Here is a 16,339-nt window from a genome sequence, read left to right on the forward strand (position 1 = left end):
AGTTGAGGTGCTGTGCTACAGTTCCCGGCAAATCTGGCCTTGCGATGGGATGAATCTTAGGCCCGCAGCCGCGTTTGCGGAACAGACAGCCCTGCAAGGTGACTTTGCAAAAATGCAGGCCGCCACCACGAACCGACCCCACCCATGCCATCAACCACCGAATTCGACTGGAACGACATCCCGCTGATCCTGGCGCTGGCCCGCAGCGGCAACATGAGCGCCACCGGCCGCCACCTGGGCGTGGACGCGTCGACCATCAGCCGCCGCATCGCCGCCGCCGAAAAGTCCTTGAAGCTGCGCCTGTTCATCCGCGATAACACCGGCTACCAGCTGACCGACGCCGGCCAGGTCTTCGTCGAGCATGGCGAGGCGGTGTACGGCAACGTCCAGAGCATGCTGCAGGCTTCGTCCCAGGAGGCCGACGCCACCGCCGGCCCGGTCAACATCACTTCGATCGACTTCCTGTTCGACTACTGGCTGCTGGAGCACGTCCCCGCCCTGCACGCCCAGCATCCGCACCTGCAACTGACGCTGCAGGCGGAAAACCAGAACCTGTCCTTCACCCGCCGCGAGGCCGACTTCGCCCTGCGCCTGGGCCAGCCGGGCGAGGACGCGGCGCTGGTGATGCGCAGGCTGGGCGACCTGGGCTTCGCGGTCTACGGCCACGCCAGCTTCGCCGGCCTCCCGCGCGAGCGCTGGAGCGAGCAGCCGTGGATCGGCTACGACAACGCGCTGGCCGGCACCGCCGAAATGCAATGGCTGGCGGGGATAGCGCCGACGCGCATCGTGCTCAAGGTGAACAGCCTGAGCACGATGGTGCGCGCCTGCCGCGCGGGCGTCGGCATGGCGCTGCTGCCCTGCATCATGGGACAGCAGGAAGGACTGGTGCGCATCGGCGAAGGTGTCGAGGTGCTGCGCGACATCTGGCTGCTCAGCCACCGCGACGCCGGCTCCATCGCCCGCTTCAAGACTGTCGCCACCTGGCTGTCGCAGCTCTACGCCGCCAGCCAGGAGCTATTGTGCGGTGCAGCTTTACCCCCCTAATCCGCATTCTGCCCCCCCGTTTTTGCAGTTCGTCACATCCCGGTGGCTGTGCAGAGGGCCCTTGTCTATAGTTCACTCAACGCAAGACAAAACGCAGTGAAACCAACCACCCAAGGAGCTCAAAATGAACATCGCTAAAAACATGGAAGCCATCTTCGTCGCAGCAATCGTAGTCGCCAGCGCCACCTCGTTCGCCACCGCGGCCGTACCAGCCCTGCACACCGCAGCCCCAGTTGCGGCGGTGGTCGCCAAGGCCGACACCAGCAAGATACAGATCGTGACCGTCAGCGCCAAGCGCCTGACCGCCGCTGAAAAAGCAGCCCTGTAATTCAAGCCGACCGACGGAGCGCATGATGAAAAAATATCTGAAGGCTGCGATGCTGGCCACGGTACTGAGCAGCGGCGCCCACGCCGCGCTGGCGGCCGATGTGATCAGCGAGAACCGCGGCGTCGATGCGCGCACCGTCAACATCGATCTTGATGGCGTCATCAGCCTCAAGGTCCGGCAAGGTCCAGCCGCGTCGCTGACTCTATACGGAGAGGCTGACGCGCTGAAAAAAGTGACGGTGGAGCAGACGGGCGATACCCTGCACATCGGCACCAGCAAGACCCGCAGCTTCAACTTCGGTAACAAGCAGGAGCTGCGGGCGGAACTGACGCTGCCAAATCTACGCCAGGTGGTGTCGGGCGGCGTCGGTTCCACGGAAGTGAACGGCTTCAATGGCGACAAGCTGCGCCTGGCCCTGGAAGGTGCCGGCGCGGTCAGGGTAAATGCGCAGTACCGCAATGTCGACGTCAAACTGGGCGGCGTGGGCAGCATGACCGTCAACGCCGGCAGCAGCGACAACATCGACTTGAACTTGAGCGGCGCGGGCCACATTGAAATGACGGGCCAGACCCGGCAACTGCACGCCAGCCTTGGCGGCATTGGTGGCCTGGACGCGCAGCAGCTGCGCGCCGACGCGGTGGACGTCGATATGTCAGGCCTGGGCAGCGCGTCGGTGTACGCGAAGACCAGCGCGAACATGAAGTTATCCGGCATGGGTTCGGCCAAGGTGTATGGCAACCCGGCCAGCAGGAACGCCAGCGCCCGAGGCATGGGCAGCATCAGCTGGCAGTAAGGAATGCGGTAGTCCGCAGCAGGAAACACATGGGTGTGTTTTTACCGTCCGAGAGGGTCACTTCTTTCGGACGGATTTTTTTTATTTGAGATAGCGTGCCTGCGCCGTGTCGCGCCCCAGCACGATGCGCATGTCGGCGTATGCCTGCTTGCCGCCCTGTACCTGCAGCGGCAAGCCCAGTCGCTGCGACAGCGCTTGCGCCAGCAGCCGCTGGTCGCGCTGGTATTCGATGCGGCTGATCGACACCACGAATGGCTTCAGATTAGTCAGCCGTGTGGCCTTGATGCCTTCCGCGTCCAGCGTGCGCGCCAGCCGCGCGGCGGCGCCGGCCACGCCATTGCCGTTGCTGATTTCCAGCTTGACGCCATGCGCTTCGGCCACCGCCCGCTCGCCGGCGGCGACACGCAACACCTCCACCAGCGCCGCGCCGACTTGCCGCACCTCCGTGCGCGGCATCGATGCGTCGACCGTGGGCATGGTCGTGGCACTGGCCTGCGCGGCGGCTTCCTTCACCAACGCATAGTCGCGCCGCACATCGTGCGCGCGCAGCGCGGCGGCCTGCCTGAACATGGTCGCCGCGCGTTCATGTTCGCCGCCGGCTTCCAGCGCCGCGCCCAGTTGTTCCCATCTTTCCGCGCTGGTCGGATCGCGCAGGCACGCCTGTCCCAGCGCCGCGATGGCGGCAGCCTGCGGGTCGGTCTGCGGTGCCGGCGCCGACTGCATGCCGCTGCACGCCATCAGCAACGCGCCGGTGCACGCGGCGCTCAGGGTACGCTTCATCATCGCCTCCTATTTCCCCATCAAGGTTGGCAGCATCCGGAAAATCTGGATGCCGGCGGGACCGATCAACACCAGCATCAAGGTCGGGAAGATGCAGAAGATCAGCGGGAACAGCAGCTTCAACGCGATCTTGGCGGCGGCTTCCTCGGCGATCATGCTGCGCTTGGCGCGCAGGTTGTCCGAGTGGACCCGCAACGATTCGCCCATGCTGGTGCCGAAGCGCTCCGACTGGATCAACATCGCCACCAGCGTGTCGACGTCCTCGACGCCGCTGCGCAGCGCCAGGTTGCGCAAGGCTTTCTCCTTGGTGAAGCCGGCGCGCATCTCCATCAGCGCCAGCTGCAGCTCCTGCGCCAGCGCCACGCTCTTGATGTGGATCTCGCCCGCCACCTTGGCCATCGCGCGCTCCAGGCTCAGGCCCGCCTCCACGCAGACGGTCAGCAGGTCCAGCGCATCCGGGAAGGTCTCGAAGATCTCGCGGCAGCGGCTGGCGGCCCTGCGCGACAGGACCACGTTCGGCAAGTAGTAGCCGATGGCCGCCGTCATCAGCAGCAGGTAGACGAAGCCCTTGTTCACCGCATTCTCCAGCGTGGCGGCGCCCAGCAGCGCAAGCAGCGACGGAAGCCCCAGCGACAGCAGCGTCTTGGCGGCGAAGTACAGCGACGGCGCCGACGCGCTGCGCCAGCCGGCGTTCATGAAGCGGGTGCGCAGCGGCGACCGCTCCCAGCCCTCCTCCGGCAGCGACAGACGGGAGAAAGGCTGCGCCGCATGCGCGACCTTCTCCACCCAGCCGCCCTCCGTTGGCGCCGACGATTCCGCAGGTCCCATGAAACCGTTGAGCCGGTCCCTTATCGGCACCGATGAAAAACCGAGCAGCGCCACCAGCGCGACGCCCGCCACCACCGCGAAGACGATCAGGAGGAAAACGATCTGCCGGATATCCATGCCGCGCTCCTCACACCCGTATGCGTATCAGCTTGCGCATCCACAGCACGCCGCCCACCGCCATCACCAGCGTGTACCACGTCAGCGTGATGCCGGCCGGATCGGTCCACAGCACCCGCACGTAGGCGGGATTCACCACCATCATCAGCGCCAGCACGCACAGCGGCAGCAGGCCCAGTATCCATGCCGACATCCGGCCCTCGGCCGACATCACGCGCACCTGCGCCATCAAGCGCAGGCGCGCGCGTATCAGGCGGCTGATGTTACCCAGGACCTCGGCCAGGTTGCCGCCCGACTCGCGCTGTATCAACACCGCGATCACCAGGTAGCGCAGGTCGGTCAGCGGCACGCGCATCGCCAAGTTGTGCAAGGCCTCGTTCATCGGCACGCCGTAGTTGATCTCTTCGTAGGCGAACTTGAATTCGCCGGCGATCGGCTCCGGCAGCTCTTCGCCCACCATCTGCATGACGTTGGCGAAGGAGTGGCCGGCGCGCAGCGCCCTGCCGAGAAAATCGGCGGCCTCCGGCAACTGCTGCTCCAGCTTGAGCAGGCGCGCGCGCCGCGTGCGCATCAGCATCGCCCACGGCAGCGACAGGATCAGCGCCGTCAGCGCGGCCCCCGCCAGCGCCGGCATGTTCAGCATGGCCGGCAGCAGCAGGCCTGGGACCAGCAGCGCCAGCACGCAGGCGATGAACTGCGCCACCGACCAGCGCACGCCCGCCTGCAGCAGCAGCCGGTCCAGCGCGGCCAGGCGGCCGACGCGGCGCAGCAGCTTCTCCAGCGCCGGATTGCGGCTGTAGCAGCGCTGCTTGAGAATATCGATGCGTTCCCCGCCGCGCTCCCCGCGCGCCGCCATCAGCCGCAGGCGCTTGGCGATGCGCCGCGCCCCCCGGCCGTGCGCGCCCGACCACCACAGCCAGCCGCCTTCGATCAGCAGGATCACGGCGGCAAACAGCAGCACCTCGAAAGCGGTGAAGATTCCGTCCATGCGCTACTCGTAGATCTTGTCGGGGTCGAACGCCGTATCGGCCACCGGCACGCCGAACATGCGCAGGCGGTCGGCGAAGCGCGGCCGCACGCCGGTGGCGGAGAAGCGGCCCAGCACCTTGCCGTTGGCGTCCACGCCTTTTTGTTCGTAGCGGAAGATCTCGTGCATGGCGATCACGTCGCCCTCCATGCCGGTGATCTCCTGCAGGCTGACCAGCTTGCGCGTGCCATCGGTCAGCCGCGACACCTGCATCACCACCGTGATGGCGGAGCAGATCTGCTGCCGCGTGGCGCGCGGCGTCAGATTCAGGCCGGTCATGCCGACCATGTTCTCCAGCCGCGACAAGGCGTCGCGCGGGGTGTTCGAGTGGATAGTGGCCAGTGAGCCTTCATGGCCGGTGTTCATCGCCTGCAGCATGTCCAACGCCTCCGGCCCGCGCACCTCGCCGAGAATGATGCGGTCCGGCCGCATGCGCAGCGCGTTGCGCACCAGCGAGCGCTGATTGACCTCGCCCTTGCCCTCGATGTTGGGCGGCCGCGTCTCCAGCCGCACCACATGCGGCTGGCGCATCTGCAGCTCGGCCGCGTCCTCGATGGTGACGATGCGTTCCGCCGCCGGGATGAAGCCGGACAGCACGTTCAGCATGGTGGTCTTGCCGCTGCCGGTGCCGCCGGAGATCAGGATGTTGACCTTGGCCTGCCCCAGCGCCTTGAGCACCTCCATCATCGGCGGCGTCAGGCTGCGGTAGTCGAGCAGGTTCTGCACCGTCAGCGGCGTGACGGCGAAGCGCCGTATCGACAGGATGGGGCCATCGATCGCCAGCGGCGGAATGATGGCGTTCACGCGCGAGCCATCCGGCAGACGCGCGTCGACCATCGGACTCGATTCGTCCACGCGCCGGCCCACACGCGAGACGATCTTCTCGATGATCTTCATCAGGTGGGCGTTGTCGTTGAAGGTGACGTCGGTCAGCTCCAGCCGGCCGGCGCGTTCGATGTAGACTTGGGCGCAGGTGTTGACCAGGATGTCGGACACGCCGGGATCGGCCAGCAGCGGCTCCAGCGGCCCGAAACCCAGCATCTCGTGCTGGATGTCGAGCACCAGGCTATGCCGCTCGTGCTGATTGAGCACGATGCGCTCTTCCTCGATGATGCGCTGGACCAGCAGCGCCAGCTCGTGCTTGAACTGCTCGGGCGTGAGACGCTTCAGGCGTTCCAGGTCGATACGGTCAAGTATCGTCTGGTGCATGCTCTTCTTCAGTTCCTGGTAGGCCGCAGCCGCCAGGCCCGGCGGGCCGTTGACGCCGTGGCGTTTGTCGTCCGGGGAAGCCAGCCGTTCGCGTAAACTCATGTCATCCTCCGCTGTCTTGGTCAGTCGTTGTCGTTGCGGCCGAACAGGCGGTCGAACAGGCCCTTGCTCTCCGAGACCCGCCGCGCCGTCACCATTTCCACCAGCTCGGCCAGGCTGCGCGCCACCGCGCTGCTGCGCGACAGCTGCAGCACCGGTATGCCCTGGTTGACCGAGTCGGTGGCCGACAGATAATCGTTCGGCACCGTGTGCACCACGTCCGCGCCCAGCGCCTGTTCCAGGTCGATCAGCCGCAGCTTGCCGCCCTTTTCGTAGCGGTTGACGATCAGCCGGATACGTTCGCTGGGGTAGCCCAGCGATCGGAAGATGTCCAGCAGGCGGCGGCCGTCGCGGATGTCCGGCAGCGCCAGTTGCAGCACCGGGTGGATCACGTCCGCCTGGTCCAGCGCGCGCAGCGAGATGGCGTCGATCTGGCGGCCCACGTCAAGCACGATGAAGTCGTAGTGCTGGCGCGCCAGGCGCAGGATGGCGTCCATGTGCTCCGGCTTCATGTCGACCGCGTGATTGGGATCGTCGGCCGCCGCCAGCACGCCGAAGTTCGACGCCACATGCACCAGGCAGGAATCGAGGAAGGCGCCGTCCATGCGGCTGATCTGCGCGCAGATGTCGGACAGCGTCATCCCCGGCTTCTGGTCAGACACGTACAAGGTGGCGTCGCCGAACTGGCCATGCAGGTCGATCAGCAGCACCTTCTTGTCGGCCAGCGCGGCCAGCGCGTAGCCGAAGTTGGTCGACAAGAAGGTCGCGCCGCTGCCGCCCTTGCAGGAGATGAAGGCCAGGACCTTGCCGTCGCGCGTCTGGCTCACGCCCGCCGCCAGCTCGATGCGGCTCATCGACTCGTGGAAGGCGCTGTGCACCAACGGCAGCTGCAGCACCTCGCGCATGCCGGCGCGCATGGCGCGGATCAACAAGTCCTGCTGCGGCTCGCGCGCCAGCAGCATGAAGGAGGACGATGGATACAGCTTGCTCAGGCGCTCGACCAGTTCCCCCTCGTCCGGGCCGACGTCGCTGGCGTCGAGGATCACCAGTTCCGGCATCTCCGGCAGTTGGCGTTCCACCGCGTCGCGCAGCCCGTTGCGCGACGCGACCAGCTGCACGGCCGGCATGCGCGCGGAACCCTGCGCGGCGACTTCGGCATGCAGCAGGCTGTCCTTGCTGATCATTAGTGCTTTCATATTCATTCCTCGTTTTTATCTGCGCGACTATTTGGCGCCGCTGACGCCGATGGTGAATGCGGACGGCTGCGCCGGCGGTTCGCTGTTGGCCTTCTGATAGCGCTCGTAGGCCGCGTGCGCGGCGCGGCCGTTCATGCCGGCGACCGGATCGCGGTTGCGGCCCGCCTCCGCGTCGGCGACCTGCTGCGCCAGCGCGACGCGGGTGACGATGCCGAAGTCCCGGTCCCATTGCGGCGTGGTCGGCGTGAGTTGCAGGGCGCAAGAGGCCAGCATGCATGCCAGCGGCAGGCTAAGTAGATGTCGCATAGTCGTATCCCGTTTATTTGCGGTCGGTGCTCGGGGGCGGAGCCCCCTCCATGCGCCCTTCGAGGAAGAGCTGGGCGCGGGTCGGCGTGGTCACGTCGTCGGTCGGCAGCTTGTAGTTCGGCGGCAGCGGCTTGACCAGGTGCGGCGTGACGACGAACAGCAGCTCGGTGCGGTCCTGCTGGAAGTCGGTGCTGCGGAACAGCGCCCCCAGCACCGGCAGCTCGCCCAGCACCGGCAGGCCGCGGATGTTGGTGGTCTGGTTGTTGCTGATCAGGCCTCCGATGGCGAAGCTCTGGCCGTCGAACAGTTCGACCGTGGTGGCGGCGCGGCGCGTGGTGATCAGCGGCAGGATGGCGCCGCCCGAGAAGCCGGCCGCCGAGATGCCTATGCCTTCGCGCGACAGTTCCGACACTTCCGGCGCCACGCGCAGGTTGATGCGGCCACCGGCCAGCACGGTGGGCGTGAAGTGCAGGCCGACGCCGAACTCCTTCTCCTCCAGCGTGACCTTGTTGTTGTCCTGCGCGACCGGCACGAAGATTTTGCCGCCCGCCAGGAAGCTGCCTTCCTGGCCGCTGATCGCCATCACCGTCGGCTCGGCGAGGATGCGCACCAGGCCATCCTGCTTGTCGGCGGCGATGCCCACATGATTGCCGGTGGCCTTGCCTGCGCTGAGCAGGCCTTTCAACGTCCCGCTGATGAAGCTCGACGCCAGCGTGGTGCTCCAGCTGCCGCCTCCAAAGCCCAGCGACACGCCGGCCTCCAGCTTGTCCAGCAGCGTCTTGGACACCTCGGCGATCTTCACTTCCAACATCACCTGCTGCGGCGCGCCGACGTTGAGGAAGTTGACGATGCGCGCGGCGCCCGCACCGGCCGCCGACACTGGAGCTGGCGACGATGGTGCTGCCGCTGCCGCAGGCGCGCCGCCCTTGTCACCCTTCTCGCCCTTGGCCGATTCCAGTGCCTGCGCCGGGCGCCGCACGAACGCGGAGGCCAGCTCCAGCACCCGTGCCGCCGTCGGCGCATCGTCGACCGTGCCGCTGAGGACCAGCGTGTCGCCGGCCGCGCTGACGTGGATGTCCTTCTGCTCCGGCATCAGCGCGGCCAAGGCTTTCTGCAGCGCGGTGGGATCGATGCCGACCACCACCTCGATCACGTTGCACAAGCCGCTGCGTCCCTGCACGATCATATTGCTGCTGCCGATATCGGCGCCGACCAGGTACAGCGTGTCGGGCGCCACCAGCATCGCCTGCAGCACGGCGGGATTGCCGACGCTGCGCGCCGCCACCGCTTCCGGCATGCGCATCAGCGTCGACTTGCCCAGTGCGAGCGTCAGGCTGCCCGGCGTGGCTGCTTGGCCGCTGCAGCGCAGGCCCACCGATTCGCGGGACGCGCCATCCGCCGCCACGCGCGCGGGAGCGGCGCCGGCCAAGGCCGCCGCCGGACGCGCCAACAGCGCGGGCAGGTCGGCGTTGTTGGTGGCGGCCGCCGCCGGCCACTGGCTCGCCACCGCCAGCGTCAGCGCCGCGTATCGTAGTGTCGTCATGACGCGCTCACAGACATTCCTGCGTGCGCTGCACGCCGGTGATCACGCCAATGCACGGCCGGATGCGCGGCGCGGCCTGCGCCAGCTGCGCATGCGGCTTGGGCGCGGCCGCCGGCGGTTCGGCCGGCGCCGCAGCCGGAGCTTGCGCCTTGGCGATACCCAGCAAGGTGCTCTTGGTGGCGCCGTCGGTCACGCCGGGACGCGGATCGACCTGGTTGCGCAGCACCAGCGACAGCGTGCCGACGCTGCGCGCCAGGTCGATGTTCTCGGCCTGCGCCGGCGTCACCTCCAACGTCACGGCGTTGACCACGCGCGGCTTGGTCTCGTCGCGGCCCACTTCCTGCGCCACGGCCAACACCAGTATCCGTTCCAGCACGATCTTGGAAATCGCGTTCTCGTTGCCGGTGGCGGCGGCCTGCGTGTTGACGATGATGTCGACAAAATTCCCCGGCAGCGCGAAACCCGCCACGCCCACCACGTCGTTGACCCGCACGGTGATGGCGCGCTTGCCTTCCGAGATCAGTGCCGACAGGCCGCCCAGCGTGCCGGCCGGCGCCAGCTTGGCCTCGGTCAGGGGCTCGTCGCGCAGCACACTGGTTTTCAGCACACGGCCAGCCAGCTTGGTGCCGTCGCGGATGGCGCCGCGCGGCAAGCTCTCGGCCGGCCAGTCGATCGCCTTGAGCATCTCCGGCGTCAGGCGCTGCCCCAGGCTCACATCGGTGGCCGCGACGACGATCTTGTTGGCCGACGCCGGCGTCTGGTGCAGCAGCCAGCGCGAGGCCAGCACCACCGCCACCAATCCCAGGACGATGGCCAGCGCCATCATCATCAATGCGCGCCGGTTGTTCATGCTGCCTGCCCGTAGACCGGCGATGGTGCGCCAGCTGCGAAGATGCTGGTCCAGGCCTGGTCCAGCGTCTCCACGCTTAGCCGCGCCGGCTCGCCCAGGAAGCCGGCGAAGTCGTTGATGCGGCCGACGATCTCGCGCGGATAGCAGGCCAGCAGCGGCAGGCCGCTGCCCGCATGCAGCTCGTCGACCAGGTAGCGCAGCGCCGCTTCATCGAACGTCACGCCGGCGCTGACGCACTGTTGGCGAAACAAGGTGCGGTAGTTGGCCGTATCCAGCGGCCCGACCGGAATCTTGTAGCCGATGCGGCGCAGCGCCGAGGCGTCGAGCAGCGCTTCCGGCGCCAGGCTGGTGGCGAACACCAGCTGCATCCGGCACGGCACGCTGAAATGGAAGCCGCCGACCAGCGCCAGCTGGCTGCGCTCCAGCTCCCGCGCCTGCGAGAAGCGGTTCAGCAGATCGGCGGCGGCCATGCGCTGGCGACCCAGGTCATCGACGATCAGCAGGCCGTTGTTGGCCTTGAGCTGCGGCGGCGAGCGATAGCAGCCGTTATGGCTGTCCGGTTGCAGCTCCAGCATGTCGGCGCTCAGGTCCGCGTCCAGCGCCACCACGGGACGCTGGCACAGCACCCAGCGCGGATCGCTGCTGCGGCGCTCCTGCGCCGGCCGCAGCTGGCGCAGATGCTGCGGCGACGGCGCGCGGTGCAGCAGCGCGTCGTAGACCTGGACGATCTCCTGTCCCACCACCAGCGCATGCGGCACCGCGATCACGCCCTGCAGCAGGCTGCCCAGCCGGCGCGCCAGCACCGACTTGCCGCCGCCGGACGGGCCATGCAGCAGCACCGTGCGGCCGGCATACATGGCTGCGCCCAGCATGCGCTGCACGGCGGGGCTGAGAAAGTCGTCGGCGAATTCGGCGGCCAGTTCGTCGGCGCACAGCTGCGGCGCCTGGACGGCCTGGCGCTCGACCACGGCGCGGTAGGCCTCCAGCGTCACCGGCGCGGGGCCGATGTAGGGGCAGCGGTCCATCCAGGCGCTGGCGCGCAAGCGGCCGGCGGAGGTCAGCTGGTACTGCACGTCGATGTCCGACTCGCCGCGCCAGGCCACTTCGGCCACGTGTTCGGCCACCATGAACTCCAGCGCCTCGCGCAGCACGTTGATCGACAGGTGCAGCCGCGTGGTCAGCACCGGCAGGTGGATCTTGCCGCCGACCAGAATGGACTTGGCGATCAGCTCGACGATCATCTGCTGCGTCAAGCCGGTGTCACGCACCGATTTCGGCTGGACCGGCAGCACCGCGGCGGGATCGGCATGGAGGGCGGAGGTAGGCGTTTCGACGGCGAGCATGACGATCTCCAGCGGTGGATTAGTTACGTTGAGGAATCAAGTCTATCGGCCCATGCTTTGTGGATATTGACGCGCAGCAAAGGCGCGGCAGGCGGAACGTTAGCGATGTGCAAGTGCCACAGTCGCCATCGTGGCCAGCGCGATCGCCAAACCGTAGGGGATGCCGCCCACGCTGGCGCCCGGCGCCAGCGGCACCGCCTGCAGCGGCACGCCCAGGCTGCGCAGCAGCATCGGCTTGCAGATGGCGGCCACGTTGCGCCAGCCTTCCCGCCAGCGGCCGTTAAATACCAGCATCAGCAGGCCCATCACGCCGCCGATCAGCGCGGCCAGCATGGCCACCTTCACGGCCATCAGCGGGCCGACAAAGCCGCCGACCATGGCCATCAGCTTGACGTCGCCGGCGGCCATGCCGCGCAGCAGATACAGCGGCAGGAATAAAAAAAAGCCGGCCAAGGCGCCGGCCATCCAGTGCGTCAGTGGCGCCCAGTGCAGGCCGCCCAGCAGGTGCAACAGCAGCGCCAGCAGCAGGCCGCTGAGCACCAATACGTTCGGGATCTTGCGCAGGGCCAGGTCGGTGACGGCCGCTTGCGCCACAAGGCAGATCAAGATGACTTCGAGCGCTATCGACATGAGGGTCTCCAACGTAAGGCTTTCCAGCCAACCGCGGCTGGAAAGCCTGGTGGTTACGTCGCGGCGGTGATCTTGTCCGCGATCTTGCTGAAGGCGTTGGTCAGCACCGGCGTCAAGAAAGCGAAGGCGGTGACCACCGCCGCCACCATCGTTGCCGCGATCAGGCCGTATTCAATGGCCGTGATCCCGTCCTCGTCCTGCACGAACACTTTTGCCGCTGCAATAAGCGAGTTCATGATTTACTCCTCTGGATGAAGTTAAAAAGTACCCCTGGCACGGGCCGGCGGACTGCCCAATCACCGGTTCCCGGGCCATTAAGGATTACTATACGGATCGGAGTTTTCCGAGAGTTGACGTGACGCAAGTTTTCCGTGTGGCATTATTTTCATGAGTGGGAGGAAAATCTGCGCACGGGACACACATCACGGCTGGCTTATGTCAAACTGCATCAGTTTCCCGGTGGGTAGGCTGGAAGGGGTTACCCGGCTGTCGGAAAAAGGTCGCATTCAGATGCAAGGAAAGTTTTTTTTCGCACACATGAATTGCCTTGATTGCAAAAAGCTATTATCCTGCTTAGCTGTTCTTTGGAAAGGCCCCGTGTTGCAGCTTCACTGTGCGCCTGACTATCAAAGAGATTGGCTTGATAGGCGTGAACGAAACGTGGCTAGACACAAGGTTGTGTGATTATTTTCCAGAGAAGAAAATGGATTCCCTACTGAAACACATGGTGGACATGACCGGCCACCGCGATCACACGATGCTCGACATCTCCGTGATCTCGGCGGTGCAGGAACTTGCCCGCGCCAGCCAGGCCCGCGTACTGACGCTGGCCACAGTCAGGGGCAAGGTCTTCGTGCGGCCGCGCGCCATCATCTGCGCCGGCGAGGCTGCGCGCATGGTCGACAGTTCCGACCTGCACAATCCCGGCGAACCCATCGAAAGCTTCCCGGCCCTGGCCGAGTGCATCGCCAACCACGAATCGGGCGCCGACGTCGCCAACGAGGCGGGCGAACACACGCTGTGGTTGCCGATCTGGCTGGGAGACAAGGCCGACACCTGCCTGGAAATCGTCAATCCGACGCCGTACACCAGCGACACCATCCACGTCATCGGCGGCATCGTCAGCGTCTACCGCAACTTCCAGAACCTGCTGGACTACAGCGAACGCGATTCGCTGACCGGCCTGCTCAACCGCAAGACCTTCGACGACCAGCTGGCCAAGATGCTGGCCGCCAGCACCGAACAGGATTCCGTCACGCTGCCGGGCGAACCGGAGCGCCGCAGCCACCATGAGCAGGAAAAGCAATGGTTGGCCGTGGTCGATGTCGACCATTTCAAGCACGTTAACGACCGTTTCGGCCATTTGTACGGCGATGAGGTGCTGATCCTGATCGCCAACCTGCTCACCTCCTCGTTCCGCGCGCAAGACCGCGTGTTCCGTTTCGGCGGCGAGGAGTTCGTCGTGCTGCTGCGCTCGACCACCTTGGACAACGCCAAGAAGATCATCGACCGCTTCCGCATGAACGTGGCGTCGCATGATTTCCCGCAAGTGGGCAAGGTGACGGTGAGTGTGGGCTTTGTCAGCATCAGCGCGCTGGAGGCGCCGGTGATCATCCTGGGGCATGCCGACCAGGCGCTGTACTACGCCAAGAGCCACGGCCGCAACCTGGCCTGCCATTACGACGAACTGGTCGATGGCGGCCTGCTGCACGCCATCGAATCCAACGATACGGCCGAATTCTTCTAGGTTTTACGCCAGGGTCAGGAAGCGCATCGGGTCGACGTTCCACTTGGCAGGCGATTCGTGGCCGACGATCTTGTCGCCGCCGCCAAAACCCAGCCCGCGCGACAAATCCACGGTTTCCGGCTTGATGTAGAGATTTTTCTTGGTGTTGAAGAACACATTGACCTTGGGCGCCAGCAAATTGGTCTCGTGTGGCTCAATTACAACACCCAGCCGCCCCGACTCCAGCATCACCATGGTGCCAACCGGATAGATCCCCACGCAACGCATGAATTCCTGCGCGTACTTCGGGTTGAAGTGGAATTTGCTCCACTCATAGATCTTGCGCAGGGCCGCCGCAGCCGACATGCCCTTGTGATAGCAACGATCCGCTGTAATTGCGTCGTACACGTCAACAATGGCCGCCATCTGCGCCAATTCGCTGATGCCGTCGCCTTCCTGCTTGTTCGGATAGCCGCTGCCGTCGCGCCGCTCGTGGTGGTGCAGCGTGATGTCCAGCGGAATCGGGCCGACCTCGGGCGACTTCAGCAGGATGTTGTAACCGTCCTGGGGATGGCGCTTGATGATGGCGAATTCCTCGTCCGTCAGCGGGCCGGGCTTGTTCAGGATGGCGTCCGGCACCAGCGCCTTGCCGGTGTCGTGCAACAGGCCGCCCAGGCCGGCCTGGTGGGTGATTTCAGGGTCCATGCCGCGCGAGCGGCAGAAGGCCACCAGCAGCGTGCACACGCTCACCGAGTGCAGGAACGTGTAATCGTCCTTGTTTTTGATCCGCAGCAAACCCACCAGCGCGCCTGGATTGCGCAAGATCGATTCGGTGATATTCTGCACCACCGGCTGGACCTGATCGAGTTCGATGGCCTTGCCCAGGCGCGCATCCTGCATCACGGTGCGCACCAGGGTCGACGCCTGGTGGCGGATCTGTACGGCGCGCTGCATCTCCTCGCCCAGCGAAACACGGGTGACGACCGGCGCCTTGGCGACGATTTCCACGATTTCACGTTCGGTCGCCGCCTGCGCTTCATCCACCGACGGGGCATCCTGCACGTCCAGGCCCTTGGAGTTGTCTATGACAACGTCATGGATACCGGCATTGATGATTTTGCGGATTTCGTCTTCACTGGTCAGCAAAAAACGGTTGCGGACAAACGGGTGGGTCATCCAGTCGCAACTCAGGTCATGGATGTACATGCCCACTTTTAACTGGGAAGCGTCGACTTTCTTTAACATACCGGTACCCACATTGAAGAGGCTGGAAACAGCGGAAAGGGCTGATGCCAGTATAGCAAATAGTTTCCTGTCAGGATTAGATTTACAGGTGCTACCATTTGTTTGTCCAGGTTAAGAACGCTAGCAATTTATGGAATTACGCCAACTTCGTTACTTTGTAGCTATAGTAGACCACGGTTCGCTGTCGCGGGCGGCTGTTGTACTACATGTTGCGCAACCGGCACTAACGCAACAGTTGCGGCAGCTGGAGGAGGAGCTGGGCGTGCAGTTATTGCATCGTTCGGCCCAGGGCGTGCTCAGCACCGACGCCGGCAAGATCTTCTACGAACACGCGCAAGCCATCCTCAAGCAGGTTTCGGACGCCCGTTCGGCCGTGGCGCAGTCGGCCGAGCGCCCCAGCGGCAGCGTCACGCTGGGGCTGCCGCACAGCATCTCCGGCGCGCTGGCGCTGCCGCTGCTGACGGCGTCCCGCGCCCAGTATCCCGAAATCACCCTGCAGCTGACGGAAGAGCTGACCGGCAACCTGAGCGACCAGCTCAAGTCCGGCCGCGTCAACCTGGCCGTGCTGTTCGACGACGGCCAACTGGCCCAGTTCGCCACCACGCCGCTGGCGGAAGAGGAACTGCAATTCATCTGTCGGGCCGACGCCACTTACGCGCAAGGTGAGCAAGCACTGACACTGACCCAGGCGCTGAACACCACGCTGATCCTGCCCGGCCTGCAGCACGGCGTGCGGCCGCGCATCGAAAGCGTGGCGCGCCAGGCCGGGCTAACGCTGGGCAATGTGATCGAGATCAACTCCATCGCCATCCTCAAATCCGCCATCCTGGCCGACATGGGCGCGACCATCCTGCCGTCGGCGCCCGTCCTGGACGAGCTCGAGCGGGGCGCCATGCGCGCCCACCGCATCCACAGCCCGTCGATTTCCCGGACGGTGGTGCTGTGCGCGTCCAAGAACATTCCGCTGACTAACGCGGCGGCGGCGGTCAGCCGATTGGTGCAACAGGTCAGCGCGCAGCTGTGCGCGGGCGGCACTTGGCCGGGCGCGACCGCCATCGCCTGAGCGCCGCCAACAGGTCATCACTTTTTCTTATACCCCTATCGGCATTCCGTATTTCCGTATACGTCAACTCGCGCCCATACTCCGCTACAAAGCAGATTTTTAAGCCTAAAATATCTGCACCGCCGCTAACCATGCGGCCCATGGCCTGATCCTGGCGCGCCTACCCGGCGCCTCCAAGTTTGGGCGCGATCTGACACAAAACCGGAGACACC

Annotated in this window: 17 protein-coding genes; 5 read left to right on the top strand and 12 right to left on the bottom strand. The window is 65.5% G+C overall.

The genetic code is table 11. The features are described 5' to 3' along the window. Positions 1–144 precede the first annotated feature (144 nt). The 3 genes from ACUJB0_RS17640 (at position 145) to ACUJB0_RS17650 (ending at position 2,165) form a co-directional block, all read left to right on the top strand. Complete coding sequence (locus tag ACUJB0_RS17640) at positions 145–1,044, top strand: LysR family transcriptional regulator (RefSeq protein WP_444846329.1); 900 nt, start codon at positions 145–147, stop codon at positions 1,042–1,044. A 124-nt stretch (positions 1,045–1,168) separates the two neighbouring features. Continuing rightward, a complete protein-coding gene (locus ACUJB0_RS17645; protein ID WP_444846330.1) occupies positions 1,169–1,372 on the top strand; it encodes a hypothetical protein in 204 nt (67 codons plus the stop codon). Positions 1,373–1,397: 25 nt separating this feature from the next. Then, the gene (locus ACUJB0_RS17650) at positions 1,398–2,165 is read left to right on the top strand and encodes a GIN domain-containing protein (protein WP_444846331.1); all 768 of its coding nucleotides are present in this window, start codon (positions 1,398–1,400) and stop codon (positions 2,163–2,165) included. 81 nt (positions 2,166–2,246) lie between these two features. Here ACUJB0_RS17650 and ACUJB0_RS17655 read toward each other — a convergent pair whose 3' ends face one another. From ACUJB0_RS17655 to ACUJB0_RS17705, 11 genes are all read right to left on the bottom strand, one after another. Further along, the gene (locus tag ACUJB0_RS17655; RefSeq protein ID WP_444846332.1) at positions 2,247–2,945 is read right to left on the bottom strand and encodes a LytR C-terminal domain-containing protein; all 699 of its coding nucleotides are present in this window, start codon (positions 2,943–2,945) and stop codon (positions 2,247–2,249) included. Between the two features lie 9 nt (positions 2,946–2,954). Next, on the bottom strand, positions 2,955–3,890 hold the full coding sequence (locus ACUJB0_RS17660) for a type II secretion system F family protein (protein WP_444846333.1): 936 nt from the start codon (positions 3,888–3,890) through the stop codon (positions 2,955–2,957). A 10-nt stretch (positions 3,891–3,900) separates the two neighbouring features. Continuing rightward, positions 3,901–4,878, bottom strand: coding sequence for a type II secretion system F family protein (locus ACUJB0_RS17665; protein WP_444846334.1), 978 nt, complete (start codon positions 4,876–4,878; stop codon positions 3,901–3,903). Between the two features lie 3 nt (positions 4,879–4,881). Further along, on the bottom strand, positions 4,882–6,228 hold the full coding sequence (locus tag ACUJB0_RS17670; protein WP_444846335.1) for a TadA family conjugal transfer-associated ATPase: 1,347 nt from the start codon (positions 6,226–6,228) through the stop codon (positions 4,882–4,884). Positions 6,229–6,248: 20 nt separating this feature from the next. Then, the gene (locus ACUJB0_RS17675) at positions 6,249–7,421 is read right to left on the bottom strand and encodes a CpaE/TadZ family protein (protein ID WP_444846336.1); all 1,173 of its coding nucleotides are present in this window, start codon (positions 7,419–7,421) and stop codon (positions 6,249–6,251) included. A 27-nt stretch (positions 7,422–7,448) separates the two neighbouring features. Next, positions 7,449–7,727 carry a hypothetical protein gene (locus tag ACUJB0_RS17680; protein WP_444846337.1) on the bottom strand — a complete coding sequence of 93 codons (279 nt, stop codon included), beginning with the start codon at positions 7,725–7,727 and terminating at the stop codon, positions 7,449–7,451. A 13-nt stretch (positions 7,728–7,740) separates the two neighbouring features. Next, a complete protein-coding gene (locus ACUJB0_RS17685) occupies positions 7,741–9,270 on the bottom strand; it encodes a type II and III secretion system protein family protein (protein WP_444846338.1) in 1,530 nt (509 codons plus the stop codon). 7 nt (positions 9,271–9,277) lie between these two features. Then, entirely contained in the window at positions 9,278–10,120 is an 843-nt protein-coding gene (cpaB, locus tag ACUJB0_RS17690; RefSeq protein WP_444846339.1) for a Flp pilus assembly protein CpaB, read from the bottom strand. Further along, positions 10,117–11,463 (bottom strand): ATP-binding protein, encoded by a 1,347-nt coding sequence (locus ACUJB0_RS17695; RefSeq protein ID WP_444846340.1) that lies wholly within the window; start codon positions 11,461–11,463, stop codon positions 10,117–10,119. Before ACUJB0_RS17695 ends, cpaB begins: the two co-directional genes overlap by 4 nt. Before the next feature lie 99 nt (positions 11,464–11,562). After that, positions 11,563–12,093: an A24 family peptidase gene (locus ACUJB0_RS17700; RefSeq protein WP_444846341.1), complete on the bottom strand. Its 531-nt coding sequence runs from the start codon at positions 12,091–12,093 to the stop codon at positions 11,563–11,565. A gap of 53 nt (positions 12,094–12,146) precedes the next feature. Further along, positions 12,147–12,329 carry a Flp family type IVb pilin gene (locus ACUJB0_RS17705; RefSeq protein ID WP_444846342.1) on the bottom strand — a complete coding sequence of 61 codons (183 nt, stop codon included), beginning with the start codon at positions 12,327–12,329 and terminating at the stop codon, positions 12,147–12,149. Between the two features lie 467 nt (positions 12,330–12,796). Between ACUJB0_RS17705 and ACUJB0_RS17710 the strand changes: the two genes are divergently transcribed. After that, positions 12,797–13,840, top strand: coding sequence for a GGDEF domain-containing protein (locus ACUJB0_RS17710; RefSeq protein WP_161084834.1), 1,044 nt, complete (start codon positions 12,797–12,799; stop codon positions 13,838–13,840). 3 nt (positions 13,841–13,843) lie between these two features. On the opposite strand, the gene ACUJB0_RS17715 is transcribed toward ACUJB0_RS17710, so the two are convergent. Further along, the gene (locus ACUJB0_RS17715; protein ID WP_161084835.1) at positions 13,844–15,064 is read right to left on the bottom strand and encodes an HD-GYP domain-containing protein; all 1,221 of its coding nucleotides are present in this window, start codon (positions 15,062–15,064) and stop codon (positions 13,844–13,846) included. A 130-nt stretch (positions 15,065–15,194) separates the two neighbouring features. Between ACUJB0_RS17715 and ACUJB0_RS17720 the strand changes: the two genes are divergently transcribed. Then, the gene (locus ACUJB0_RS17720) at positions 15,195–16,127 is read left to right on the top strand and encodes a LysR substrate-binding domain-containing protein (RefSeq protein ID WP_444846343.1); all 933 of its coding nucleotides are present in this window, start codon (positions 15,195–15,197) and stop codon (positions 16,125–16,127) included. The last annotated feature ends 212 nt before the right edge of the window (positions 16,128–16,339 follow it).

It is taken from the genome of Duganella caerulea (genome assembly GCF_040362985.1).
GTDB lineage: Bacteria > Pseudomonadota > Gammaproteobacteria > Burkholderiales > Burkholderiaceae_D > Rugamonas > Rugamonas vulcania.